We start from the raw sequence: 23998 nt of genomic DNA on the forward strand, positions 1-23998 counted from the left end.
CATTCAGCTTGCCATGATGGGGGATGGATAAAGCGGGACTCGCCTTTCTGGTGCTCATACTCGTGCTCATCTCTATCGTGATGAGCATACTTGCCGTCGAGCGGGAACCGGAGGCGCCGCCTACCGGGTCGATCATCGCCCCGGCGGTCGGAACCCGTCGTGGCTGCCGGCGGCCCCAAAGAAGCCGAAGGCCATTTGCAAGATAGTTCACTATCCCGCTTGGCTTCCCGGGAGACGTGGATCTGTCAGTTGAAGGTGTGCACTCTGAGTTTCAGGCTGCCGTCTGCCTGTTTCTCAAAGACATGGGTTGCCACCCCAGCCCATGGCTGATCGGCACCTTTGGCGTCTTTGCCCTTGGCCGACCATTTCGCTGTGCCGATCAGCAGGTTGCCCTCGCCTTGCGCCTCGATCAATTCAAGCTTGTGACCCGTCACGCCCATGCCGAAGATTCCGCCAAAGAATTTCTCGACGCCGGCGGGCCCCTTGATCACGTCATGGGTGGCAGGCAAGAATATAGCGTCGTCCGTGTAGAACGCCGCGATGGCTTTTGCGTCCGCATTGTTGAATGCTGCGTCCCACGCCGAGTAGGCGGCCTTTACGTCGTCGCCGGGGTCGGCCTTGGCAGAGGCGAGCGAAAAGACGCAAATGCCGAACGCGACGAACATGGCAGTCAGAAGTCTAGCCATGGCATCCTCCCAAAAGGATGGCGGCATGGAATGTAGATGCCGTCTTACAAAGAATACGCTCCGATTGCCGGGGTGTTAACCCACCCATTCGGGTGGCGATGATTGGCCTGATTTCGAAGCAGGGTCGCCGGGCCGTCGGCTTCCTTTGTGACCGGATGAGGTCGAAGCCTGCCCCAACGAGGCGCCGCTTATGGCATGCTCGGCGGCGCGATGAACTGGTAGTACGCCCACACCAGGACCAGCCCGGCTATAACGGCCAGCCAGGTAAGCGCCTTCCGCCGCACTGGAGCGACCGCTCTCGGCTGCGGCTTCGATTTCCGTCGCTCGAATTTAATGATTTTGTCGTCGCTCATGTGGTCCTCTTCTCAGCGGTGGACGTAGTATCATACTGTTGCCGGCTTGTTCGAAACAAACATGGACAAATCGTATCCCCAAAAAGGAGCACAGCGTGACCCAGTTATCGGAGGCGGACGTTGCGGCCCGATGGAACGACAATGCCGATCAATGGGCACATGATGTTCGACAGGGTTACGATACCTATCGAGACCTATTCACGCTCCCGGCATTCCTGGCCTTCCTTCCCTCAATCAGCGGCTTGGACGTGATCGACTTCGGCTGCGGCGAAGCTTCCAATACGAGGCGGTTCGCCGCAATGGGCGCTCGAATGACCGGCATCGATCTTTCGGAGCAGATGATCCGCCATGCTCGCGCAATTGAAGAGCAGCAGCCGCTCGGCATCCACTACGCGATTAGATCTTATAGCCAGAACACCGGTTTCGAGGATGCCTCCTTCGATGCCGTCGTCTCAACCATGGCATTGATGGATGTGCCAGACTTCCCAGCCGCCATGCGGGAGGCATTCAGGTTGGTGCGCCCCGGCGGGTTTATCGCCTTCAGCATCCTGCACCCCTGTTTCATTACTCCCGGGTTGCGATGGCAGAAGGAGGGCGACGGGAGGGCGACGGGGCTGGTGGTGTCGCACTATTTCGATCAAACCGATTTCGTCGAGAGATGGCGCTTTGGCGACCGTCCGAGTGACGAGGACGTCGTGCCGTTTGAGGTGCCACGCTTTCCCCGCACTATCGGCGAATATCTCAACGGCGTCGCTGATGCCGGGTTTCGTATCGTCGAAGTCCGCGAGCCGCAGCCGACGGCGGAGGCATGCGAACTCGCACCTCGTTTCATCAGATGGCGCGATCTGGCCGCATTCCTGCTCATGATCCGGGCCGAACGTAGTGCCTGACAGGTCACGCGCCTTTGCAATCGGACGGATCGTTAGAGAGCCCAGCTATCCAGCCATTCTCGTTGCCGTAAACGAACTTCGGCGGGTCTTCGTCGCTGTTGGAGAAATCCGGGATGCGTCACAGACGGGATCGAAAGAGGGCAGCTTTGGCGGCACCCCTTTTGAGTGCTTATGCGAAGATGAAGTCTGCGTTCGAGAAACTGGTAGCGGTGATAACGCCGTTCTGATCGTCAACGAGAACTGAAAACTCGCGTCCACCGGAATCAAAGCCCTTCACCAGCACGTCACCGCCGGCGGTATCGTACGCGTAGATCGTACCTGCCGCGCCAGTATTGGAATACAATTTAACCCCAAGCTTCTCGATGACAAACATGTCGAGACCATCCTGAAAGTCCATCACCGAATCCCGGTCAGTCAATACCGTCGGCCCTCGAAAGACAAAGCGGTCGGCGTCGGCTCCGCCCCAGAGTACGTCCCTTCCCCCATCGCCAGAGATTGTGTCTCCGCCAGCGTCGCCATAGAGGGTGTCATTTCCCGCCCCGCCGACCAGGCGATCATGACCGTTGCCGCCACTCAGATCATCGTCGCCGGCGCCGCCTGTGAGAATGTCATCTCCGTCATCCCCGAACGCCCGATCGCTGCCCGCCCCCACGGAAATTCTGTCATTGCCTCTACCGCCATACGCTTCATCGGTCCCCCCTTCCGAATCCAACACATCATTGCCGTCGCCGCCGTCCAGGTAATTGTCACCGTTACCGCCATCGACGATGTCGTTTCCGCTCCCGCCGTACGTACGGTCGTTCCCCGACTGGCCCTTAAGGGCGTCATCGCCGCCTTCGCCATAGATTATATCATTGCCTGCGCCGCCGCTGACCGCCTGCTGCGTCAATTTCCCAGTTGCAGGGTTCACGCGGTTATTGAAGCCGTCATTTCCCGCGCCAGCGAAGATGATGTCGTCACCATCACCAGCATCAATATACTCTTCGCCATTGCCACCGTAGATTACATCGTTACCACGGCCACCCAGAAAGTGGTCATGGCCTTCACCGCCATGCAACGTGTCGTTGCCATCTCCACCATCGGAAATGTCGTTTCCTCGTCCGCCAAAGAACGTGTCGTTCCCAGCCCCACCTTTGAATCGATCGTCGCCATCGCCGCCTTCGGCATAGTCATTCCCAGCGCCGCCCTCGATATAGTCGTTCCCATCGCCACCGTAGAGTTTATCGTCGCCGAGACCGCCGTAGAGATAGTCGTTGCCGGCGCCGCCCTCGACATTATCGTGGCCATCGCCACCGTAGAGCTTATCATCGCCCTGCCCGCCGTAGAGATGATCGTCGCCTGCATAACCCCAAATCTCGTTGTTGCCAAAAAGACCCCGGATGATGTCGGCCAAGCTTGTTCCGCGTAAAAGCATTTCATCTCCTTCGGGTGGGCTACGGCAGAGCGCTCTCACGACGTGAGTAAGCATAGCGCTACCTGCCAAGCTTCTAAGGCCTCAAACCGAAAGAGACCATTCGGGCGGATGGACTAGACCACTTGGTTGATATGGCCAGTCCTGATTTGGGGACAGTGTCCTATAGCCGCCGACGAGAGCGCGACGGCTCATGAGTTGATGGCGATGTATGGCTGGGCTCGGCTCGCAATGGCCGAGATCTACACGAAAGAAGCGGAAAAAAAGCGCCCAGGCAGCCTCGGAACGCCTTGCGAACAGAATGCAGGTCGCACCTATGACCCCGACCGGTCGCACCTGAACTAGAATCAATGACTTAGAGGGTGGTTTGGCGACCCCTGCAGGACTCGAACCTGCGACAACCTGCTTAGAAGGCAGGTGCTCTATCCAGCTGAGCTAAGGGGCCGTCTCAGCACGTGAGCCTCAATGGGTCCAGGGCTGCATCCGGTTGAAACGGAAATTGTCCGAATAGGAAACATTCTTGCGAGCCGCATCCTTGGGCGCGATCACGCGATACTCGATGCCGTTGCGCTCGGCATAGGCGATCGCCTGCTCAGCACTCTCGAAGGTCAGGCGAACCTGCTGCCGGGTGTCGGCGGAACTCGTGTAGCCCATGATCGGATCGATCGTGCGCGGTCTTTCCTGATCGAACTCCAGCACCCACAGATGCGTCTTGGCCTTGCCGGACTGCATTGCTGTCTTTGCGGGGCGATAGATCTTCGCGGACATTGTTCTTAACAGCTCCCGTTGACCAAGAGATCAATGTTTTCACGTGATTGGATGGTCGGAGTGGAGAGATTCGAACTCCCGACCCTCTGGTCCCAAACCAGATGCGCTACCAGACTGCGCTACACTCCGCACCACGAAGGCGGAGATACACGCTTCGCCCTGCGGCTGCAACAGCAAATTTCGAGGCTGGCGCGGAGCCGGCGAATGCTTCAGTTCGCCCGCTCCGCTGCCGGAAGTCCCGCGCCTTCGAGCCTGTCGCCGGGGCTGATGCCGAGTCGCTTCACGGTTCCGGCGTTAAGCTCGAGCACGTAGGCCACCGGTTCCCTGGAATCGATAATGGCTTCGGAATGCGGAACCGCGTTCTCATGGATGGTACGGATGACGCCGTCACGGGCGATGAAGAGCATGTCGAGCGGCAGATAGGTGTTCTTCATCCACATCATCACCGGCCGCGTCTCGCCGAAATCGAACAGCATGCCGTGATCCGGCGCCATCTGCCGGCGATACATCAGCCCCTGCTCCCGCTGATCCGGCTGGGTCGCGAGCTCGACGGTAAGGTCATGCGTGCGTCCGCTCGCCGTTATCAGCCGCACCCGCTCCTTTGCAAAGGAAATCTCGGCCATGGCCGAGGCGACGAGCAGCGACAACAAAAAAAGCGCCGTCAGGGCGCTTCTTGCAATTATGCCGACGACTCCGGGCATCAGTGCGACCGCGTGGTCGGCGTCGGCCCGTCGGGATGGATCTCCGCAGCCATCAGGCCCTTCTCCCCGTCCCCGAAGCGGCAGAGTACCACTTGGCCGGGCCTCAGCTCCGTCAGGCCAAAGCGGCGCAGCGTTTCCATATGCACGAAAATGTCTTCGGTGCCCTCCCCGCGCGTCAGGAAGCCGAATCCCTTGGTTCGGTTGAACCACTTCACGAGCACACGTTCGAGGCCGCTCGTCGGTGTGACTTGAACATGCGTTCTGACCGGTGGCAGCTGGGAGGGGTGAACGGCCGTCGATTGGTCCATCGAGAGGATGCGGAAGGCCTGGTAGCCGCGATCCCGCTTCTGAATGAGAGCGACGACCCGGGCACCTTCCAGAACGGTCTGATATCCGTCGCGTCTGAGGCAGGTCACATGCAGCAAAACGTCCTGCATGCCGTTGTCCGGAACGATGAAGCCGAATCCCTTGGCGACGTCGAACCACTTTATGACCCCGGTAATTTCGATGAGATCAAGCGCGTCGTTACCGAATTCGCCATTATGGATGACGTCTTTCGAAGATGTCCTGTCAGCCATTCTCGCAGCCCCTCGTTACGCGCAACACTTCGATACGGTTAACTGATTCTTATGGGCCAGAATAACATCGTCCCGCTGCGCGTGTGCAAGCCCCTCGACATATTTTGACCTGAGACGTTTATAGGCATGCAGCCTTGCGTCTGGCTTGCCGTCGCCCCACTATACGCCATCTTCCACGAAACAGGGACATTCTCCAATGCGGTATCTGCATACGATGGTTCGCGTCAAAGACCTCGACCAGGCTCTCCATTTCTATTGCAAGCTTTTCGGGCTCCAGGAGATTCGCCGATACGACAACGAGAAAGGCCGCTTCACGCTCGTTTTTCTCGCGGCGCCCGGCGATCTCGACCGCGCCAAGGAGGAAGCCGCGCCCTGCCTGGAGCTCACCTATAATTGGGATTCCGAGGAATATGCCGGCGGGCGAAATTTCGGCCACCTCGCCTATGAGGTCGACGACATCTACGCGTTCTGCAGGGATCTGATGGACAACGGCGTTACGATCAATCGCCCGCCGCGCGACGGCCACATGGCCTTCGTCCGGTCGCCGGACGGCATCTCGATCGAGATCCTGCAGAAAGGCGAGCACCTGCCGGCTCAGGAACCCTGGGCTTCGATGGCCAATACGGGTGTCTGGTAAGCCTCGCACAATTGCCACCGGCTAATCGTCAGCCGTCGCCGGCCCTGCCGAGCGGCGCGGCACCGGCCGGCGCAAGAGGATCAATAGAACAGCGGATGATCTTCGGGCCCGGCTATTGCCGGGCTTTCGCTTATATTTTGCGAAGCTGAAATAGGTTGGTGCAGGTTTACAAAACACGCGGCGTTCATTACCTTGCCGCGCAGACGTTGAAACGGGGCTCTGCTTCGTCGTCACTTGCGGGGATAGCCCTATACTTGCCTGACCTTTCCCGTGGGGAGCCTAACGCCCTCCGCGTGAAATTGTTGTGCCGTTCCGGAGCGTATTCGGAATCGGAACGTGTTGTGTGCGCGGTGCAAAGCAACCCGCATGCACGGAGAGCGGGGAAAAGGCGTTGCAACATCTGGAACCAGGATACAGTCTCCTGACGATCGGACGCGCCGCAGCATTATCCGTATCGCTTCTGGCACTGGCGAGCTGTGTGTCGGCAGTCGCCGAGAATGAGACGATCAGCCCGCTCAATTCCCGACAGGTGGCGGAAGCAGCGCCGGCGGCATCCGAGGAGACAATGCGGGACGAGCAAGAGGCTGGCGCCGGCGCGACGGCGCAGGTGCCCGACGGTGAAGCGGGCCAGAACAGCGCCGCCATGCAGCCCGGTCTGGCCATGCGGGGCACTGCGCTGCGCGCGACAACATCGAGCATCTACGGGCAATCGCCGGCAGGACCGTCCGCCGAGGCGCGGCCGGACACAAGCAGCCAGCCGACGGCAGCACCGTCGGCCGTCGCATCGCCGACGATGAATGCCAAGGCCAATAGTCTCTTCAGCAACGGACAGTCCGAGGCTCAACCGGTGATTCAACCGCAACAGGGCGCGGCAGGCGAAGCTCCCGCGACAACCGAAGCGATTGCTGCCGCAACGCCGGCAGCCACCGGCGAAAGCGATACGCCCGCGGCCGTTCCATTGCCTTTAAGCGCGCAGGCCGCATTATCAGGTGCTACGGCGGCCGCCCTGAAGCCGGTCGAAGTCGCCTCGCGAACGCCGGCGAATGCCGCCCAGCCGGCGGGCTCCGATCACGGTGAGAAAGAGACTCAAGAGACGAAGAAGACCTGGAGTCTCGCAAGTCTGTTTGCGCCGAAGCGCAGGGAAAAACAGCGGGCCGAATCGACACGCGCTGTGCCGGCAGGCGAGAAGAAAACGATTACCGCAAGCAATGCGGGACAGCCGCAGGTCGCTTCCCTCGCCTATACGTCACTGCCCGGCGTCAATATGAACCCGCTCTTCAGCATGGAACACGAAGCGCACGAGGCTGACGAGGACGACGCGCCCGTGGAAGTGGCGAACCTCTCGGGCCTTGCCCGACTCACGCCGAGCGGCCTCATCCTGCAAACGGAGAAGGTGGAGACAGGCTGTTTCAAACCGCAGCTTCTCGACATCCTGAAGACGGTGGAAGGTCATTACGGCCGCAAAGTCATGGTCACCTCGGGCCTGCGCGCCATCAAGGTCAACCGCAAGCGCCAGTCCCTTCATACGCGCTGCGAGGCGGCGGACATCCAGGTGGCGGGCGTCAGCAAGTGGGAGCTCGCGAATTTCCTGCGCAACGTTCCCGGCCGGGGCGGCGTCGGCACCTACTGCCATACCAACTCCGTCCATATCGACATCGGTCCCCAGCGCGACTGGAACTGGCGCTGTCGCCGTCGCAAAGGCTGATCGGCGATCGCTCCCTGTTAACAAGGCCCATCGTGATCAGCAGTGATTTTTCCCGGAAAAAATGAAAACTGCCACTTGCGGGAATCCGAAGCCCTCTCTATAAGCCGCCTCGTCTTACAGCGACTTGCGTCTTTTCAGATGCGCAAAGGTTGCTGCAGCAGGCGCCCATCGTCTAGCGGTCTAGGACGCCGCCCTTTCACGGCGGAAACACGGGTTCGATTCCCGTTGGGCGTGCCATTTTCTCTCTTATACTTGTGGATACTTCGCCTTGTATGTGGATGGGGCGTCTTTGCTTTGCGTCACCATAGGATCGAGTTGACCTGTGCGGATCTCTTGCCGAAAAAGCAAAATAATCGCCTCTGATCACTTGCATGAATCCGATGCCCTCTCTATAAGCCGCCTTGTCTTACAGCGGCTTGCGTCTTTTCAGAGGCGCAAAGGTTGCTGCAGCAGGCGCCCATCGTCTAGCGGTCTAGGACGCCGCCCTTTCACGGCGGAAACACGGGTTCGATTCCCGTTGGGCGTGCCATTCCACCTCTTTTCTATTTCATGTTTTTCATAGTATGGTGCTGATCGTCACCAGCAGGCGCCCATCGTCTAGCGGTCAGGACGCCGCCCTCTCACGGCGGTAACACGGGTTCGAGTCCCGTTGGGCGTACCATTTCCTCACCTTGCGCGCGCATCATTTCGCTTCCGAACAGCGCTTGCGTCTGCACCCGATCTTTTCCCAGGAAAAATCGAAATTTACCGCCCGCGGTCTCTTGCGAGAATCCGAAGCGCTCTCTATAAGCCGCCTTGTCTTACAGCGCGTGCGCCTTTCAGACGCACAAAATCGCTGCAGCAGGCGCCCATCGTCTAGCGGTCTAGGACGCCGCCCTTTCACGGCGGAAACACGGGTTCGATTCCCGTTGGGCGTGCCATTCCTCTTCAAAGTCTTTAGGAAAAGTCCGTAAGTCTCTGATTCGGCTACACCCGTTGGCGCCGCCTCGGCGTTTAATTTGCTTTCGCGGCGTCCGTCACGCGCAGTTGAACCTTGCGTGTCCCCTGCCACAGATCCGCTGACACGGAACCCGCGACATGAACGGTGGCGCCGCGGTTGCCGAGCAGGAAATCGCCGAGCGGCGTCTCCGTCGCGCGAAGGGCAATGCCTTCCATGCGGCTGCCGTCCTGCCCCTCGAGCGTCACCTTCACGTGGTTGGCCCCGACCTGACGGCTATCGCGCAGTCGATGTTGCGGGAAGGCAAAGAGCGGCTGCGGATGGCCGGAGCCATAGGGTCCCGCCTGGTCGAGAAGATCGACGAGGTCGAGCGTCGCCCCGGCCGCTGCCAGCGCGCCATCGACCTTGAGCGTTTGGACGGCGACGAGATCGCGAACGGCAGTTTCGGCGCGCTCTTCGAAGAATTGCCGAAGCTGGCCGAGCTTACCGCGCTCGACCGTCAGCCCGGCGGCCATTGCATGTCCCCCGCCTTTGACCAGCAGGCCGTTGTCGACGGCCGCACGGACGAGCCGCCCCATGTCGAAACCGTTGATCGAACGGCCGGATCCGGTTCCGCGGCCGTTCGGATCGAACGCAATCGCAAAAGCCGGCCGGCGGAATTTCTCCTTGATGCGTGCTGCGATGAGGCCGACGATCCCAGGGTGCCAGTTCTGCCGGGCAGTGACGATCACCGACGCGCCCTCGCCCGTTCCGTATTCCGCCAGTACCTCGGCTTCCGCCTCCGCAAGCATCGCCGCCTCCATCGCCTGGCGATCGCGATTGAGTTCATCGAGCTGGATGGCGATGATTTCCGCCGCCGCGGCATCGTCGAGGGTCAGCAGACGACTGCCGAGCGCAGCGTCGCCGATTCGCCCGCCGGCATTGATCCGCGGGCCAAGCAGGAAGCCGAGATGATAGGGCGTCACGGGTCCGCCGATCGCCGCCTTGCGCAAGAGTGCGGCGAGACCCGCATTGCCCATGTGCCGCGCGGCAAGCAGGCCCTTGACGACATAGGCCCGGTTCAGGCCTTTGAGCGGCACCACGTCGCAGACGGTCGCAAGCGCCACCAGGTCGAGCAGCGACAGGAGGTCGAAGGATGCCGCGCGCGGGTCGCCCCTGAGGCGGAGCACGCGCAATGTATTGACCAGTACCAGATAGACGACGCCCGCAGCGCAGAGATGGCCCTGCCCCGACAGGTCGTCCTCCCGGTTGGGATTCACCAGGGCGTGACACGGCGGCAGCACCGAGCCGACCTGATGGTGGTCGATGACCACGGCATCGGTCCTGCGCTCTGCCGCCACCGCCAGGGCTTCATGGCTCGTCGAGCCACAGTCGACCGTGACGATCAGTTCGGCGCCCCGATCGATCAATTGATCGATCGCCTGCGGGTTCGGACCGTAGCCCTCGAAAATGCGGTCGGGAATATAGATCTCGGCGGTGATATCGAAATGCCGCAGGAAACGCGCCATGAGCGCGGACGAGGCCGCACCATCGACATCGTAATCCCCGAAGATCACCACCTTCTCGCGGCGACGAATGGCATCGGCGAGCCGCTCGGCCGCCTTGCGGCCGTCGGTCAGGGTGTCGGGGTCAGGCATCAGTGCGCGCAAGGTCGGCTCGAGGAATGCCGACGCGTCGTCCAGTCCGACGCCGCGCCCGGCAAGCACGCGCGCGATGAGTTCGGAATAGCCGTGGATCTGACTGATGGCCAGGGCACGGTTCTGGCCCGCCTGATCGAGGCGCGACACCCAGCGCTGACCGCTGACCGAGCGTTCAACGCCGAGAAATGCCCGCTGGATCGGATCCGCCAAAACGTCCATCTGTCTACCCGCCCGAAGTCCCTCCGTTCTTAGCGAAGATTTCGGCACTGAAAAACCGGCGGGGGTGCAGTTCGGCCTGCAAGTCGCCGGTCGCAGCGGCTTCTCAACAGATTTGATGAGGACGCGCGGTCACCAGGCCTTCGGACGCTCGATCCTGATAACCTGCGGCTCGCCGACGAGGTAGCCCTCGCCCTTGATCGAGACGATTGCCTTGCGCACGGAAGCCTCTGATGTCGCATGCGTGACGAGGATGATCGTCTTCGGCTCGGCCGGGTCGGCATAGTGCTTGGAATGCTGCATGATCGATTCCAGCGAGATGTCGTTCTCCGCCATGTGCTTAGCCACATTGGCGAAGACGCCCGTGCGGTCGACCACTTTCAACCGGATGAAGTAGCCGCCCTCATGGCTCTGCATCCGGGCGCGCTTATAGGGCAACAGCGCCTTCGCCGGACGGCCGAATGCCGGCACGTGCTGCGCGCCGGGTCGGCTCTTGGCGATGTCGGCGATATCGCCGAGCACGGCTGAGGCGGTCGCGTCCCCGCCCGCACCCGGGCCCACCATCAGAAGCTCTCCAAGAATGTCGGATTCGATCGCAACCGCATTGGTCACCCCGTCGACCTGCGCGATGACGGTGTCGTGAGGTACCATGGTCGGATGGACGCGCTGCTCTATGCCGCTATCGGTCCGCTGGGCGACTCCGAGAAGCTTGATACGGTATCCGAGGTCGGAAGCAGCCTGGATATCTTCGATCGAGATGTTGGTGATGCCCTCGAGATAGATGTCGTCGGCAGCAATCGCGGTGCCGAAGGCAAGGCTCGTCAGGATCGAGAGTTTGTGCGCGGTGTCGTTGCCCTCGATGTCGAAGGCCGGATCGGCCTCGGCATAGCCGAGCCGCTGAGCCTCCTTGAGGCATTCCTCGAAGGAGAGACCCTCCCTCTCCATCTTCGTCAGGATGTAATTGCATGTGCCGTTCATGATACCGTAGACGCGCGAGATCGTGTTGCCGGTCATGGACTCGCGAAGCGCCTTGATGACGGGAATGCCGCCGGCGACCGCAGCTTCGTAATTCAGAAGCGCGCCATGCTTCTCGGCAATTTCCGCCAGTTCGACACCATGTGCTGCCAGAAGCGCCTTATTGGCGGTCACCACATGGACGCCGCGCGTGAGCGCCGCCTTCACGCAAGAATAGGCCGGGTCTCCGGCGCCGCCCATCAGTTCGACAAAGACGTCGATGTCTGCTTCAGACGCCAGGGAAACTGCGTCGTCGAACCAGGCGACGCCCGAGAGCTTCACGCCCCGATCTTTCGCCCGGTCTCTTGCCGCTACGGCCGTAATCTCGATCGCCCTGCCGCATGTGGTCGCCATCGTCTCATGACGATCCTGGAGAATCCGCACGAGCGAGGCACCGACGGTCCCCAAGCCCGCAATGCCGATTTTGAGGGCATCTGCCATAGCAAGTTCCTAACACGTAGAGGCGCCCCGCCAGACCAGGCGGGGCAATTTGGGTGCGGAAACGGGCACAGCCCGGCTCCTTACCGATGTGCGTTGAGCGAGATGACGTTGTGCATCGTCTCGTCCGCCGAAGAAAGGAAGCGCTTGATATTGCGCGCGGCCTGGCGGATCCGGTGTTCGTTCTCCACCAGAGCGAGACGAACATAGTCGTCGCCCTGCTCGCCGAAGCCGATGCCCGGAGCAACGGCGACATCCGCTTTCTCGACGAGAAGCTTGGAGAACTCGAGCGAGCCGAGATGGCGGAACTTCTCGGGGATTTTCGCCCAGGCGAACATCGTCGCCGGCGGCGGCGGAACCTCGAAACCGGCCTTGCCGAAGCTTTCCACCATGACGTCGCGGCGCCGCTTGTAGATGGCGCGCACCTCGGCGATATCGCTGCCGTCACCATTCAGCGCCTGCGTCGCAGCTACCTGAATCGGGGTGAATGCGCCATAGTCCAGATAGGACTTCACGCGCGTCAGCGCCGCGATCAGTCGCTCGTTGCCGACGGCGAAGCCCATGCGCCAGCCGGGCATGGAGAAGGTCTTCGACATCGAGGTGAATTCGACGGTCACATCGGTTGCACCCGGCACTTCCAGAACCGAGGGCGGCGGTGCGTCGTCGAAGTAGATTTCCGAATAGGCGAGATCCGACAACACGATGATGTCGTGCTTCTTCGCAAAGGCGATGACATCCTTGTAGAAATCGAGCGTCGCGACCTGCGCCGTCGGATTGGACGGGTAGTTGAGGATCAGCGCCAGCGGCTTTGGGATCGAGTGCCGGACCGCACGCTCGAGCGGCGGGAAAAAGCTCTCGTCCGGCTCGACCGAAATCGAGCGGATGACGCCGCCTGCCATCAGGAACCCGAAGGCGTGGATCGGATAGGTCGGATTCGGGCAGAGGACGACGTCGCCGGGTGCGGTAATGGCCTGCGCCATGTTGGCGAAGCCTTCCTTGGAGCCGAGGGTCGCGACGACCTGCGTCTCGGGATTGAGCTTGACGCCGAAGCGGCGTGCATAATAGGCGGCCTGCGCACGGCGCAGCCCGGGAATGCCCTTCGATGACGAATAACGATGCGTCCGCGGGTCCTGGACGACTTCGCACAGCTTGTCCACGATTGACTGCGGGGTCGGAAGATCCGGATTGCCCATACCGAGGTCGATGATGTCAGCACCGGCCGCTCGCGCGCTCGCTTTCAAACGGTTGACCTGTTCGAAAACGTAGGGCGGCAAACGCCGGACTTTATGAAACTCTTCCATCTCCAGACCTCATTTGGCGCGCGTCTTTGCAGCCCTTGGGCTCTTCGCTCGACATGCGCGGGGTGAACGGCCGCCATCGCGGCCATTCAACGCTTTGCGGCCAAAACACGAGAAAGGCAAGCGCTAATTCTCGATCTGTTTCAGCGTGTCGGCACCGTGCTGCTCGGCCAGAACCTGCAATTCCTTCAGGCGACGCCGGTACTCGGCTTCGGAGATCGCGCCGGACCGGCGCTGCCCGGCAAGTGCCGTCAACTGCCCCTGCATGTTCAGCGCCTCCTCATTGGTCATCTGCTGCATGGCGGCGGGCTTTTGACCGTAAACCGAAGGATAGGTGGCAAGGTCCGCCGTCGAATTGCAGCCCGCGAGCACGCCTGCGAGAATCAGTGCGGACATCCAAGAAAGCGAACGCTGTTTTCCGACGGCAAGCATGCTGGCGATGACCTCTGTTTCTGCGGCGCAACGATGCGCTACAGCGCCGCGCGTCTCCCGGGACGCACAAAGGTCGCTGTAGCACTTTGATCTGCTGCATGTTTTTGTCCTTCGACCGGCTACGATCACGGGAACATGCAGTAGCCCTTGTAATCATTTTCGGGCAGAATGTAAAAATACAAAACAAACAAGATGCTGTGGAGGACGCCGGGTGACAGCAGAGAAGGCTGAGGGCGCTACGGGCTTTGCCGGCTTCGACCCGAAATCTGTCGAGCCCTACATCGTCAAGGATCCCGAAAGCCTGGCCATCAACATGGCTCGTGCGGCAGAGCAGCTCGGAAAAGCCGCTTCTGCATGGCTCGCCCCGCGCGAAGCGGGCGAGAAGACCGATAGTTTCGCCGAGCCCGTCTCCGATATGGTCAAGACGCTTTCCAAGGTCTCGGAATACTGGCTCTCCGACCCCCGGCGGACACTCGAAGCCCAGACTCATCTTCTCGGCAGCTTCTTCGATATGTGGTCGCGGACGCTCCACCGCATGGCCGGCGAGGCCGTGGAGGACCCGGCCAACCTTCAGCGCAACGACAAGCGCTTCGCCGACGAAGACTGGGTGAAGAATCCGTTTTTCGACTTCATCCGCCAGGCCTATTTCGTCACCTCCGACTGGGCGGAGCGCATGGTCAAGGACGCCGAGGGCCTTGACGATCATACCCGCCACAAGGCGGCCTTCTACGTTCGCCAGATTGCAAGCGCTCTTTCCCCGACCAACTTCATCACGACCAACCCGCAGCTCTATCGCGAAACGGTGGCTTCGAGCGGCGCCAATCTCGTCAAAGGCATGCAGATGTTGGCGGAAGACATAGCCGCCGGGAGCGGCGAGCTTCGGCTCCGCCAGACGGACACCAGCAAGTTCGCCATCGGAGAGAACATCGCGATCACTCCGGGCAAGGTGATCGCGCAGAACGATGTCTGCCAGGTGCTGCAATACGAGGCGAGCACCGAGACCGTGCTGAAGCGGCCGTTGCTCATTTGCCCGCCCTGGATCAACAAATTCTACGTGCTGGACCTCAACCCGGAGAAGTCCTTCATCAAATGGGCGGTCGACCAGGGCCACACGGTCTTCGTCATCTCCTGGGTAAACCCGGACGAACGCCATGCCTCCAAGGACTGGGAAGCCTATGCACGCGAAGGCATAGGTTTCGCTCTTGATATTATCGAGCAGGCAACCGGCGAGCGCGAAGTCAATTCCATCGGCTATTGCGTCGGCGGGACGCTGCTCGCCGCCACCCTGGCGCTCCATGCCGCGGAAGGCGACGACCGCATTCGCTCCGCGACGCTCTTCACCACGCAGGTGGATTTCACCCACGCCGGCGATCTCAAGGTCTTCGTGGACGACGACCAGATCCGCCACCTCGAAGCCAATATGAGCGCCACCGGCTACCTCGAAGGCTCGAAGATGGCGTCGGCCTTCAACATGCTCCGGGCTTCGGAACTGATCTGGCCCTATTTCGTCAACAATTACCTCAAGGGCCAGGATCCGCTGCCCTTCGACCTGCTTTACTGGAACTCCGATTCGACGCGAATGCCCGCGGCCAACCACTCTTTCTATTTGCGCAACTGCTATCTCGAGAACAGGCTCTCCAAGGGCGAGATGGTGCTTGCCGGCCGCCGCGTCTCCCTCGGCGACGTAAAGATTCCGATCTACAATCTCGCGACGAAAGAGGACCACATCGCGCCGGCAAAGTCGGTTTTCCTCGGCAGCAGCAGCTTCGGCGGCAAGGTGACCTTCGTGCTCTCCGGCTCCGGCCACATCGCCGGTGTCGTCAACCCCCCCGCCCGAAGCAAGTACCAATACTGGACGGGAGGCGCGCCGAAGGGCGACCTCGAGACCTGGATGGGTAAGGCAAAGGAATCGGCCGGGTCGTGGTGGCCGCATTGGCAGGGCTGGGTCGAACGGCTCGACAAACGCAGGATCCCGGCGCGCAAGGCCGGAGGTCCGCTCAATTCCATCGAGGAAGCGCCCGGCTCCTACGTGCGCGTGCGCGCCTGACCGCAGAGAGTGCAATCCCCTTGAATTTCCCTCGCCCGCTCGTCCCTGCGACGCTTGTGCAGCGTTACAAACGCTTCCTCTTCGACGCTATTCTGGCCGATGGAACGGCAATCACGGGTTCATGCCCGAATACCGGCTCGATGCGTGGCCTGACCACACCGGGCTCGCAGGTCTGGCTCTCGGAACACGACAGTCCGACGCGCAAGTATCGCCACATGCTGGAGATCGTCGAGGCGGACGGCACGCTGGTCGGCATCAACACCGGATTGCCGAACCGGATCGCCGAAGAGGCAATCATGGCCGGACAGGTGGGCGATCTTCACACCTACGGCACGCTCCGGCGCGAGCAGAGATACGGCCGCAACTCCAGGATAGACATTCTGCTCAGTGATGCGGAAAAGGGCCTCGCCTATGTCGAGGTGAAGAACGTCCATTTCAGTCGCGTCCGCGGTCTCGCCGAATTCCCGGACAGCCCGACCCAACGCGGTGCGAAACATCTCGAGGAACTGGGCGATATGGTCGAGGCGGGACACCGCGCGATCATGCTCTATCTTATCCAGAGAGGCGATTGCAGTCGCTTCCGCATATGCCGTGAGCTCGACCCGGTCTATGCTCGTGCTTTCGAAAGGGCGAGCGCACGCGGCGTCGAGGCCTATGCGGTCAAATGCGCGGTATCGCCGGCGCAAATCCTGGCGGCAGGACCGATCGTAGTGGACGAACCGGTCCCTGCTGTTTTATGAAAATCGCCTGAAACAACGGAAATCTGGAATGGTAACTTACATCGAGGCCGACGCGGCTCCCTACAAGAACACCGGTGTCATTCGACTTTACGGGCCGGAGGGGTTTGAAGGCATGCGCAAGGCCTGTCAGGTGACCGCGCGCTGCCTCGACGAGCTCGTCGCGCGCGTGAGCCCGGGCGTGACCACGGACGAGATCGACCGCTTCGTCTTCGAGTTCGGCATGGACCACGGCGCGCTCCCTGCAACCCTCAACTATCGCGGCTACACGAAATCCTCCTGCACCTCGATAAATCACGTGGTCTGTCACGGCATCCCCAACGACAAGCCGCTGCGCGAAGGGGACATCGTCAACATCGACGTGACCTATGTGGTCGATGGGTGGCACGGCGATTCAAGCCGGATGTATCCCGTCGGAGAGATAAAGCGTGCCGCCGAGCGCCTGCTGGACGTAACGCATGAATGCCTGATGCGCGGCATAGCGGCGGTTCGCCCGGGCGCGCGCACGGGGGCAATCGGCGAGGCGATCCAGGCCTATGCGGAAGCCGAGCGTTGTTCGGTGGTTCGCGACTTCTGCGGTCACGGCGTCGGCCGGCTCTTTCACGACGCGCCCAATATCCTTCACTATGGCAGCGCCAATGACGGGCCGGAGCTCAAGGAAGGCATGATCTTCACGATCGAACCGATGATCAATCTTGGCCGCCCGCATGTGAAGGTCCTCTCGGACGGATGGACGGCGGTTACGCGCGATCGATCCCTGTCGGCCCAATACGAACACACGGTGGGCGTCACGGCGGAGGGCTGCGAAATATTCACGCTCTCACCGGCCGGCCTCTTCAAGCCCGGCATTCACGTCGCGGGCGACGCGTGACGAAGACCCCGCCCGCCGAACCCGACGACCTTTTCGACGCCGCGGACGAACGCCGGTTTTTCCCGCAGAAGCCGACCCGCGACAGCCACGCAACTGCGCCGGCGCCGTCAACCAATACGCACTATCACGGCCATCGGGACCGCCTGAGAGCCCGCTACCGCGAACACGGGGATGCGGCGCTGGCGGATTACGAACTCCTCGAGCTCATCCTCTTCCGCCTCATACCCCGTCGCGATACCAAGCCGATCGCCAAGGCGCTGCTCGACCGCTTCGGCACGCTGGCGGCCGTCTTCGGCGCTCCCTTGCACCTCCTTCAGGAAGTCAAAGGCGTCGGAGAGTCCGTTGCGCTCGATCTCAAGCTCGTCGCGACCGCCAGCCACCGCATGCTCAGGAGCGAATTGCGCAACAAACAGGTTCTGTCCTCCTGGAGCGCCGTGATCGACTATTGCCACGCTGCGATGGCGCATGAGACGAAGGAGCAGTTCCGCATCCTTTTCCTTGACAAGCGCAACACGCTGATCGCCGACGAGGTTCAGCAGCAAGGAACGATCGACCACACGCCCGTATATCCCCGCGAGGTGGTCAGGCGCGCTTTAGAACTTTCCGCTACCGCCTTGATTTTAGTGCACAACCATCCCTCCGGCGACCCGACGCCGTCACGCGCCGACATCGACATGACCAAGCTCATCGCCGAGGCCGCCAAGCCGCTCGGCATTGCGCTTCACGATCACGTCATCATCGGCAAAGACGGCCACGTCAGCCTCAAAGGGCTTCGATTGTTCTGATGGAAAATATGCAGCAGACGCATCCAGAACAGGGCGCTGCGGCATTGCACGTCATCAAACGGTGCGATTGACGATATAGCTGTGCCTGCGCGAAAGATGCCGCATCGCACAACGATTCTCACACGAGCAGGGGAAGCGTTCATGAACCAGTACGATCTCATCGTTGTCGGCAGTGGTCCGGCCGGGCGCAGGGGCGCCATCCAGGCCGCGAAGCTGGGCAAGAAGGTGCTCGTCATCGAACAGGGAAAACGGGTCGGCGGCGTTTCCGTCCACACCGGTACCATTCCGTCGAAAACGCTGCGTGAAACGGCGCTCAACCTGACCGGCTGGCGCGAGCGCGGCTTCTACGGCCGCTCCTATCGGGTCAAGCAGGAGATCAGCGCCGAAGATCTGCGCCGTCGTCTCATCATAACGCTCAACCACGAGGTGGAGGTGCTCGAACACCAGTTCGCGCGAAACCGCGTGCAGCACATCCGTGGCAGGGCGAGCTTCGTCGGGCCGACGACGCTCGAGATCTCCAAGGATGACGACGAGAGCATGCTCGTTTCCGGCACCAGCATCCTGCTTGCAGTGGGAACGAAGCCCTTTCGGCCTGACTACATGCCTTTCGACGGCAGGACGGTCGTAGACAGTGACGAACTGCTCGACATCCGTGAACTGCCCCGCTCGCTTGTGGTGATCGGCGCCGGCGTCATCGGCATCGAATACGCCACCATCTTCAGCGCCCTCGACATCCAGGTAACGGTCATCGACCCGAAGGACACCATGCTCGATTTCATCGACCGGGAGATCGTCGAGGACTTCACCTATCAGTTGCGCGACCGCGCGATGAAACTGAACTTGGGCCAGAAGGCGGACAAAGTGGAGCGGCTCGACAACGGCAAGGTGCTGCTTAGCCTCGACAACGGCCGCAAGATCACGACGGACATGGTGCTTTTCGCCGCCGGCCGGATGGGCGCGACGGATGCGCTCAATCTTCCTGCGGCAGGTCTCGAGGCCGACGCCCGCGGTCGGCTGACCGTCAATCCGGAAACGTTCCAGACGACCGTTCCGAATATCTACGCCGCCGGCGATGTCGTCGGCTTTCCGAGCCTCGCCTCGACCTCGATGGAACAGGGCCGCATCGCGGCCCGTGTTGCGGTCGGCGCAATCGCCAAGGAGCCGCAGAAATATTTCCCCTACGGCATCTATGCCGTGCCGGAAATATCCACCTGCGGCCTATCCGAGGAAGAAGTCAAAGAGCGCGGAATTCCCTACGAATGCGGTATCGCCCGGTTCCGCGAGACTTCGCGCGGGCACATCATGGGCCTGGATTCGGGACTCTTGAAGATGATCTTCTCGCTCAGGACGAGGCGGCTGCTCGGCGTCCATATCATCGGCGAAGGAGCGACCGAACTCGTCCATATCGGCCAAGCCGTCCTCAACCTGAAGGGCACCGTCGAATATTTCGTCGAGAATACCTTCAACTACCCTACCCTGGCCGAAGCCTACAAGATCGCGGGCCTCGATGCATGGAACCGCATGGGAGAGATCAAGACGGAATGACGGCGGGACTAAGTCCCTTCTTCCCGTCAAAACGGGGAGAAGGGCCGGCAGGCTGGATGAGGGGCGGATACGCCCACGGAATCAGCTGGCGCGGACCACCGCGTCGCCGCGCTCGGCAAGTGCCGCGAGATCGGCCGGCTTCAGCTCCACCGACTCGCCGCAGCCGCAGGCAGAAGTTTGATTAGGATTGTTGAAGGTGAAGCCCGAGCGCAGCGTGGTGGTCTCGAAATCCATCTGCGTGCCCAGAAGGTAAAGCACGGCCTCTGGGGCCACCCAGACCTTCGCCCCCTGGTGCTCGACCAGGTCGTCCTTCGAATTGGGTTCGCTCACGAGATCGACGGCATATTCCATGCCGGCGCAACCGCCCTTCTTGATGCTGACGCGGATGCCTTTGGCCTCGCCTCCGGCATTTTCCACGATCGACCGAACCCGGCTGGCGGCGGCATCGGTCAGGCTCATAACGGCAAAGCCCATAGGCTCCATCTCCTTCGTATCGCCGGGTTAAAGGCCCGGCGCTTCCAGACTGAATGTAATGCCCGCGTGCCGACGGATCAATATCGGCAGGTGCTCAATACCAACCGAGCGCAACCTGCGCCTCTTCCGACATGCGGTCAGGCGTCCACGGCGGATCGAAGGTCATCGACACTTCGACGCCCGAAACGCCCTCGACGGCGCCTACGGCATTTTCGACCCAGCCCGGCATCTCACCGGCAACGGGGCAGCCTGGCGCGGTCAGCGTCATGTCGATCTTCACCATACGGTCGTCTTCGATGTCGATCTTGTAGATGAGGCCGAGTTCGAAGATGTCCGCCGGTATTTCCGGGTCATAGACGGTTTTGAGCGCCGCGATGATGTCATCGCTGAGGCGCGCCAGTTCCTCCGGCGCAATGGCCGAATGAACGATGCCTTCGCGGACGTCGACTTTTTCTTGTGTTTGCTCGAGACCCATGTCCGTCTCCCTAAGCGAAAAACTTGCGTGCGTGTTCCAGGGCGTCCGCCAGCGCATCGACCTCGGCCGGGGTGTTGTAAAGACCGAAGGACGCCCGGCATGTGGAGGTGACGCCGAACCGTTTCAAGAGCGGCTGCGCACAATGCGTTCCGGCGCGCACGGCAATGCCGGCACGATCGATGACCATCGACACGTCATGGGCATGGATGCCGGCGATCTCGAAGGAAAAGATACTCCCCTTGCCGGGTGCGTCGCCGAAAACCCTCAGCGAATTGATCGAGGACAGGCGCTCGCGGGCATAGGCCGTCAGGCTCGCCTCATGAGCCCTGATCGCCTCGCGGCCGACCTTCTCCATGTAATCGAGCGCATAGCCGAGCCCGATCGCCTGGACGATCGGCGGCGTACCGGCCTCGAAGCGATGCGGCGGATCGTTGTAGGTGACGCGGTCCTCGGTCACCTCCTCGATCATCTCGCCGCCGCCCATGAAGGGGCGCATTTCCTTCAACCGTTCGGTCTTGCCATAGAGCACGCCGATGCCGGAAGGACCGTAGAGCTTGTGACCGGTCATCACATACCAGTCGCAATCGATGTCCTGGACGTCGACGGGCATATGCACCGCACCCTGGCTGCCGTCGACAAGCACCGGAATGCCGCGCTCGCGGGCAATGCGGCAGATCTCCTTGACCGGAACCACGGTGCCCAGCGCGTTCGACATGTGCGTGATGGCGATGAGCTTGGTCCGCTCCGTCAGGCATTTGACGAAGTCTTCGATGTGGAACGCGCCGTCGTCGTCGATCGGCGCCCAGACGAGCTTCGCGCCCTGTCGCTCGCGAATAAAGTGCCAGGGAACGATATTGGAGTGATGCTCCATGATCGAGATGACGATCTCATCCCCCTCGCCGAGCTGCGGCATTCCATAACCGTAGGCGACCGTGTTGATCGCCTCCGTCGACGACTTGGTGAAGATGATGTTGTCGACCGAGGGCGCATTCAGGAAACGGCGAACCTTTTCGCGCGCCTGTTCGTAGGCTTCCGTCGCGGCATTCGACAGGAAATGCAGGCCGCGATGGACGTTGGCGTATTCGTTGGAATAGGCATGGGCAACGGCGTCGATAACGAGTTGCGGCTTCTGCGCCGACGCGCCGTTGTCCAGATAGACGAGCGGCTTGCCATAGACCGTCCGTGAAAGGATCGGGAAATCCTTCCTGACCGCTTCGACGTCGTATGCCGCTACCGGCGGCGCAGGATGTTCCATGTCTCTATCCAATCAGGCGTGCTTTTCGAGCCAGGCCGCGACTATGCCTTCCAGCGCCTCGACCAGTGCCTCGTCGTCTTCCAGTTCCTCGACGATCTCGGCGACGAAAGCATTGACGAGCATGGCGCGCGCCTTGTTTTCCGGAATGCCGCGAGCGAGAAGGTAAAAGAGCTGCGTGTGATCAATATCGATGACCGTTGCACCGTGGCCGCACTGCACGTCATCTGCAAAGATTTCGAGTTCCGGCTTCGCAGAGAAATCCGCGTCGTCGGACAAGAGCAGCGTGTTGCACGACATTTTGGCGTCGGTCTTCTGCGCGTCCTGTGCGACCAGGATCTTGCCCTGAAACACGCCCTTCGCCCGATCGAAGACGACGTTGCGGATGATCTCGCTCGACGTCGTGTGCGGCACGTTGTGGCTCAGCGTGAACGTCAGATCCGTGTGGCTGTCCCCGCCGAGCAGGTTGATGCCGCGCAGCGTCAGGTCGGAGCCCTCGCCGCTCGCACGGCCATGCAGTTCCTGACGGACCAGCTTGCCGCCGGCGTTGATGACGAAGAGGTGCAGCTTCGCGTCCTTGCCGAGATCGAAGCGTATCTGGCCGAGATGCGTGTCCGCCGGACCCTGCTGCTGCAGGATGATCCAGATCACGTCGGCGCCGTCTGCGAGCGTCACGTCGCTTACCGAGGAAACGAAGCTCGGCTCCGCATTCGTCGAAAGATGGCGTTCGATTACGGTCGCTTTCGCGCCAGCGCCGAAGGAGACCGGAAAGCGCGTATGCGCCTGACCATGACTCTGAACCACCTGGATTTCGATCGGAGCTTCGATCTGCGCGCCGGCGGCGACGGTGATTTCCAGTCCGCCGCGCACGAGGCCGCCATTGATCCGGCCGATCGCATCATCCGAGCCGAGCACGGAGAGCCCGGCTACCGCCGAGCCATCGAGCAGGCTCTCGGTATAGGAGCGAGTGGTCAGCTCTTCGGGAACGCTCTTGATATCCGCCTGGCCGTTGCGCACGGACAGAACAGACGAGCCCGGGACGACCGGCTCGACGCGCTCGGCAAAGGCGGCCGGATCGGCCGCCGGCACCGCCCGCAGCAGCGTACGCAGGTCGGTATAGTGCCAGGCTTCGACGCGGCGCGTCGGCAGACCTGCCGTCTTCAACTCGTGAACCAGCGTGTCGCGAAGCGACAGCACAGCCCCGTCGCCCGGCAGATCACCGATCTGCGCCGTATAGGCATCGACGAGCGCCGTTTCGGCCGCCGTCATCTTAATGGCCTGTTGCATATTCATTCGAACACTCCTTCGACAGGCGTCAGGCTGCCGCCTCGATGATATCCGCGTAGCCGTTGGCCTCGAGTTCGTGCGCCAGCGTCTTGTCGCCGGACTTGATGACCTGGCCCTTGTAGAGCACATGGACGGTGTCCGGAACGATGTAGTTGAGCAGGCGCTGGTAGTGCGTAATGACGACGACAGCGCGATCAGGCGAGCGCAGTGCGTTGACGCCATCGGCAACGATCTTCAGCGCATCGATGTCGAGGCCGGAGTCGGTCTCGTCGAGAACGCAGAGCTTCGGCTCGAGCAGAGCCATCTGCAGGATTTCCGCGCGCTTCTTCTCGCCGCCCGAGAAGCCGACATTGAGCGGACGGCGCAGCATTTCGGGCGCGATCTTCAGCTCGGCGGCAGCTTCCTTGACGCGGCGCATGAATTCCGGCGTCGTCAGTTCCTCTTCGCCGCGGTATTTGCGCTGTTCGTTCATCGCCACCTTCAGGAACTGCATGGTAGCGACACCCGGGATCTCGACCGGATACTGGAAGGCGAGGAAGATACCCTTGGCGGCTCGCTCCGAAGCGTCGAGCTCCAGGATGCTTTCGCCGTTATAAAGAATGTCGCCTTCGGTCACTTCATAATCTTCGCGCCCCGAGAGGATGTAGGAGAGCGTCGACTTGCCGGAACCGTTCGGCCCCATGATGGCCGCGACTTCGCCGGCCTTCACGGTCAGGTTCAGGCCGCGGATGATCTCGGTGCCGTCCTCGGCGATGCGTGCGTGCAGGTTCTTGATTTCAAGCATGTGTGTTCGTCCTCTTGGGAAACGAAATCTTCTATCG

The 23998-nt window shown here is 61.3% G+C and carries 23 protein-coding genes and 6 tRNA genes; 12 read left to right on the top strand and 17 right to left on the bottom strand.

What is annotated here, in order from left to right:
• Positions 1–245: 245 nt before the first annotated feature.
• Both ACFHWW_RS23780 and ACFHWW_RS23785 read right to left on the bottom strand, forming a co-directional pair.
• A complete protein-coding gene (locus ACFHWW_RS23780) occupies positions 246–686 on the bottom strand; it encodes a YybH family protein (protein ID WP_379941172.1) in 441 nt (146 codons plus the stop codon).
• Between the two features lie 188 nt (positions 687–874).
• Positions 875–1039: a hypothetical protein gene (locus tag ACFHWW_RS23785; RefSeq protein WP_018095026.1), complete on the bottom strand. Its 165-nt coding sequence runs from the start codon at positions 1037–1039 to the stop codon at positions 875–877.
• A gap of 95 nt (positions 1040–1134) precedes the next feature.
• Here ACFHWW_RS23785 and ACFHWW_RS23790 point away from each other — a divergent pair, with 95 nt between their 5' ends.
• A complete protein-coding gene (locus ACFHWW_RS23790) occupies positions 1135–1929 on the top strand; it encodes a class I SAM-dependent methyltransferase (RefSeq protein WP_379941235.1) in 795 nt (264 codons plus the stop codon).
• A 169-nt stretch (positions 1930–2098) separates the two neighbouring features.
• On the opposite strand, the gene ACFHWW_RS23795 is transcribed toward ACFHWW_RS23790, so the two are convergent.
• From ACFHWW_RS23795 to ACFHWW_RS23820, 6 genes are all read right to left on the bottom strand, one after another.
• Complete coding sequence (locus tag ACFHWW_RS23795; protein WP_379941175.1) at positions 2099–3343, bottom strand: calcium-binding protein; 1245 nt, start codon at positions 3341–3343, stop codon at positions 2099–2101.
• Positions 3344–3708: 365 nt separating this feature from the next.
• Positions 3709–3785, bottom strand: a tRNA-Arg gene (locus tag ACFHWW_RS23800).
• Positions 3786–3802: 17 nt separating this feature from the next.
• A complete protein-coding gene (locus ACFHWW_RS23805; RefSeq protein ID WP_003530925.1) occupies positions 3803–4108 on the bottom strand; it encodes an ETC complex I subunit in 306 nt (101 codons plus the stop codon).
• A 52-nt stretch (positions 4109–4160) separates the two neighbouring features.
• Positions 4161–4237, bottom strand: a tRNA-Pro gene (locus ACFHWW_RS23810).
• 80 nt (positions 4238–4317) lie between these two features.
• Positions 4318–4809, bottom strand: coding sequence for a DUF192 domain-containing protein (locus tag ACFHWW_RS23815; RefSeq protein ID WP_379941178.1), 492 nt, complete (start codon positions 4807–4809; stop codon positions 4318–4320).
• The gene (locus ACFHWW_RS23820; protein ID WP_003530922.1) at positions 4809–5387 is read right to left on the bottom strand and encodes a cold-shock protein; all 579 of its coding nucleotides are present in this window, start codon (positions 5385–5387) and stop codon (positions 4809–4811) included. Before ACFHWW_RS23820 ends, ACFHWW_RS23815 begins: the two co-directional genes overlap by 1 nt.
• A 196-nt stretch (positions 5388–5583) precedes the next feature.
• Here ACFHWW_RS23820 and ACFHWW_RS23825 point away from each other — a divergent pair, with 196 nt between their 5' ends.
• From ACFHWW_RS23825 to ACFHWW_RS23850, 6 genes are all read left to right on the top strand, one after another.
• Positions 5584–6024: a VOC family protein gene (locus tag ACFHWW_RS23825; RefSeq protein WP_275597880.1), complete on the top strand. Its 441-nt coding sequence runs from the start codon at positions 5584–5586 to the stop codon at positions 6022–6024.
• A gap of 391 nt (positions 6025–6415) precedes the next feature.
• Positions 6416–7729: a D-Ala-D-Ala carboxypeptidase family metallohydrolase gene (locus ACFHWW_RS23830; protein ID WP_379941181.1), complete on the top strand. Its 1314-nt coding sequence runs from the start codon at positions 6416–6418 to the stop codon at positions 7727–7729.
• A gap of 161 nt (positions 7730–7890) precedes the next feature.
• Positions 7891–7966 (top strand) — tRNA-Glu (locus ACFHWW_RS23835).
• Positions 7967–8182: 216 nt separating this feature from the next.
• Positions 8183–8258: transfer RNA gene (locus tag ACFHWW_RS23840), tRNA-Glu, on the top strand.
• A gap of 57 nt (positions 8259–8315) precedes the next feature.
• Positions 8316–8390 (top strand) — tRNA-Glu (locus ACFHWW_RS23845).
• 183 nt (positions 8391–8573) lie between these two features.
• Positions 8574–8649, top strand: a tRNA-Glu gene (locus tag ACFHWW_RS23850).
• A gap of 73 nt (positions 8650–8722) precedes the next feature.
• Here the strand turns inward: ACFHWW_RS23850 and recJ are convergent.
• From recJ to ACFHWW_RS23870, 4 genes are all read right to left on the bottom strand, one after another.
• Positions 8723–10525: a single-stranded-DNA-specific exonuclease RecJ gene (gene recJ, locus ACFHWW_RS23855; RefSeq protein WP_379941183.1), complete on the bottom strand. Its 1803-nt coding sequence runs from the start codon at positions 10523–10525 to the stop codon at positions 8723–8725.
• A 129-nt stretch (positions 10526–10654) separates the two neighbouring features.
• Complete coding sequence (locus tag ACFHWW_RS23860; protein WP_379941185.1) at positions 10655–11977, bottom strand: homoserine dehydrogenase; 1323 nt, start codon at positions 11975–11977, stop codon at positions 10655–10657.
• A gap of 80 nt (positions 11978–12057) precedes the next feature.
• Positions 12058–13275: an LL-diaminopimelate aminotransferase gene (locus tag ACFHWW_RS23865; RefSeq protein WP_010969423.1), complete on the bottom strand. Its 1218-nt coding sequence runs from the start codon at positions 13273–13275 to the stop codon at positions 12058–12060.
• Positions 13276–13398: 123 nt separating this feature from the next.
• On the bottom strand, positions 13399–13704 hold the full coding sequence (locus ACFHWW_RS23870; protein ID WP_198516793.1) for an SHOCT domain-containing protein: 306 nt from the start codon (positions 13702–13704) through the stop codon (positions 13399–13401).
• A 211-nt stretch (positions 13705–13915) separates the two neighbouring features.
• Between ACFHWW_RS23870 and phaC the strand changes: the two genes are divergently transcribed.
• The 5 genes from phaC to sthA all read left to right on the top strand — a co-directional run bounded on the left by phaC (position 13916) and on the right by sthA (position 19689).
• A complete protein-coding gene (gene phaC / locus ACFHWW_RS23875; RefSeq protein WP_379941188.1) occupies positions 13916–15751 on the top strand; it encodes a poly(3-hydroxyalkanoate) polymerase subunit PhaC in 1836 nt (611 codons plus the stop codon).
• 20 nt (positions 15752–15771) lie between these two features.
• The gene (gene sfsA, locus ACFHWW_RS23880) at positions 15772–16491 is read left to right on the top strand and encodes a DNA/RNA nuclease SfsA (protein WP_379941190.1); all 720 of its coding nucleotides are present in this window, start codon (positions 15772–15774) and stop codon (positions 16489–16491) included.
• Between the two features lie 28 nt (positions 16492–16519).
• Complete coding sequence (gene map, locus ACFHWW_RS23885) at positions 16520–17359, top strand: type I methionyl aminopeptidase (RefSeq protein ID WP_379941192.1); 840 nt, start codon at positions 16520–16522, stop codon at positions 17357–17359.
• Positions 17356–18144, top strand: a complete 789-nt coding sequence (gene radC / locus ACFHWW_RS23890; RefSeq protein ID WP_379941194.1) for a RadC family protein — start codon at positions 17356–17358, stop codon at positions 18142–18144. Before map ends, radC begins: the two co-directional genes overlap by 4 nt.
• A 141-nt stretch (positions 18145–18285) precedes the next feature.
• On the top strand, positions 18286–19689 hold the full coding sequence (sthA, locus tag ACFHWW_RS23895; RefSeq protein WP_379941196.1) for a Si-specific NAD(P)(+) transhydrogenase: 1404 nt from the start codon (positions 18286–18288) through the stop codon (positions 19687–19689).
• 81 nt (positions 19690–19770) lie between these two features.
• Here the strand turns inward: sthA and sufA are convergent, their stop codons facing one another.
• The 5 genes from sufA to sufC form a co-directional block, all read right to left on the bottom strand.
• Entirely contained in the window at positions 19771–20163 is a 393-nt protein-coding gene (gene sufA, locus ACFHWW_RS23900) for a Fe-S cluster assembly scaffold SufA (RefSeq protein WP_018095040.1), read from the bottom strand.
• A 94-nt stretch (positions 20164–20257) separates the two neighbouring features.
• Positions 20258–20638 carry an SUF system Fe-S cluster assembly protein gene (locus tag ACFHWW_RS23905; protein ID WP_379941198.1) on the bottom strand — a complete coding sequence of 127 codons (381 nt, stop codon included), beginning with the start codon at positions 20636–20638 and terminating at the stop codon, positions 20258–20260.
• Between the two features lie 10 nt (positions 20639–20648).
• Positions 20649–21893 carry a cysteine desulfurase gene (locus ACFHWW_RS23910; RefSeq protein WP_338282945.1) on the bottom strand — a complete coding sequence of 415 codons (1245 nt, stop codon included), beginning with the start codon at positions 21891–21893 and terminating at the stop codon, positions 20649–20651.
• A gap of 12 nt (positions 21894–21905) precedes the next feature.
• Positions 21906–23183, bottom strand: coding sequence for a Fe-S cluster assembly protein SufD (gene sufD, locus ACFHWW_RS23915; protein WP_100673174.1), 1278 nt, complete (start codon positions 23181–23183; stop codon positions 21906–21908).
• A 22-nt stretch (positions 23184–23205) separates the two neighbouring features.
• Positions 23206–23961 carry a Fe-S cluster assembly ATPase SufC gene (gene sufC, locus ACFHWW_RS23920; RefSeq protein ID WP_003531483.1) on the bottom strand — a complete coding sequence of 252 codons (756 nt, stop codon included), beginning with the start codon at positions 23959–23961 and terminating at the stop codon, positions 23206–23208.
• Positions 23962–23998: the final 37 nt, after the last annotated feature.

The organism is Sinorhizobium sp. P24N7 (genome assembly GCF_042436655.1).
Classification (GTDB): Bacteria; Pseudomonadota; Alphaproteobacteria; order Rhizobiales; family Rhizobiaceae; genus Sinorhizobium; species Sinorhizobium meliloti_A.

Bases quoted from the DNA above. Each gene is read 5' to 3' on its own strand.
- ACFHWW_RS23780 (WP_379941172.1), bottom strand. From the start codon at position 686: ATGGCTAGACTTCTGACTGCCATGTTCGTCGCGTTCGGCATTTGCGTC.
- ACFHWW_RS23785 (WP_018095026.1), bottom strand. From the start codon at position 1,039: ATGAGCGACGACAAAATCATTAAATTCGAGCGACGGAAATCGAAGCCG.
- ACFHWW_RS23795 (WP_379941175.1), bottom strand. From the start codon at position 3,343: ATGCTTTTACGCGGAACAAGCTTGGCCGACATCATCCGGGGTCTTTTT.
- ACFHWW_RS23805 (WP_003530925.1), bottom strand. From the start codon at position 4,108: ATGTCCGCGAAGATCTATCGCCCCGCAAAGACAGCAATGCAGTCCGGC.
- ACFHWW_RS23815 (WP_379941178.1), bottom strand. From the start codon at position 4,809: ATGCCCGGAGTCGTCGGCATAATTGCAAGAAGCGCCCTGACGGCGCTT.
- ACFHWW_RS23820 (WP_003530922.1), bottom strand. From the start codon at position 5,387: ATGGCTGACAGGACATCTTCGAAAGACGTCATCCATAATGGCGAATTC.
- ACFHWW_RS23825 (WP_275597880.1), top strand. From the start codon at position 5,584: ATGCGGTATCTGCATACGATGGTTCGCGTCAAAGACCTCGACCAGGCT.
- recJ (WP_379941183.1), bottom strand. From the start codon at position 10,525: ATGGACGTTTTGGCGGATCCGATCCAGCGGGCATTTCTCGGCGTTGAA.
- ACFHWW_RS23860 (WP_379941185.1), bottom strand. From the start codon at position 11,977: ATGGCAGATGCCCTCAAAATCGGCATTGCGGGCTTGGGGACCGTCGGT.
- ACFHWW_RS23865 (WP_010969423.1), bottom strand. From the start codon at position 13,275: ATGGAAGAGTTTCATAAAGTCCGGCGTTTGCCGCCCTACGTTTTCGAA.
- ACFHWW_RS23870 (WP_198516793.1), bottom strand. From the start codon at position 13,704: ATGCTTGCCGTCGGAAAACAGCGTTCGCTTTCTTGGATGTCCGCACTG.
- map (WP_379941192.1), top strand. From the start codon at position 16,520: ATGGTAACTTACATCGAGGCCGACGCGGCTCCCTACAAGAACACCGGT.
- sthA (WP_379941196.1), top strand. From the start codon at position 18,286: ATGAACCAGTACGATCTCATCGTTGTCGGCAGTGGTCCGGCCGGGCGC.
- sufA (WP_018095040.1), bottom strand. From the start codon at position 20,163: ATGGGCTTTGCCGTTATGAGCCTGACCGATGCCGCCGCCAGCCGGGTT.
- ACFHWW_RS23905 (WP_379941198.1), bottom strand. From the start codon at position 20,638: ATGGGTCTCGAGCAAACACAAGAAAAAGTCGACGTCCGCGAAGGCATC.
- ACFHWW_RS23910 (WP_338282945.1), bottom strand. From the start codon at position 21,893: ATGGAACATCCTGCGCCGCCGGTAGCGGCATACGACGTCGAAGCGGTC.
- sufD (WP_100673174.1), bottom strand. From the start codon at position 23,183: ATGAATATGCAACAGGCCATTAAGATGACGGCGGCCGAAACGGCGCTC.
- sufC (WP_003531483.1), bottom strand. From the start codon at position 23,961: ATGCTTGAAATCAAGAACCTGCACGCACGCATCGCCGAGGACGGCACC.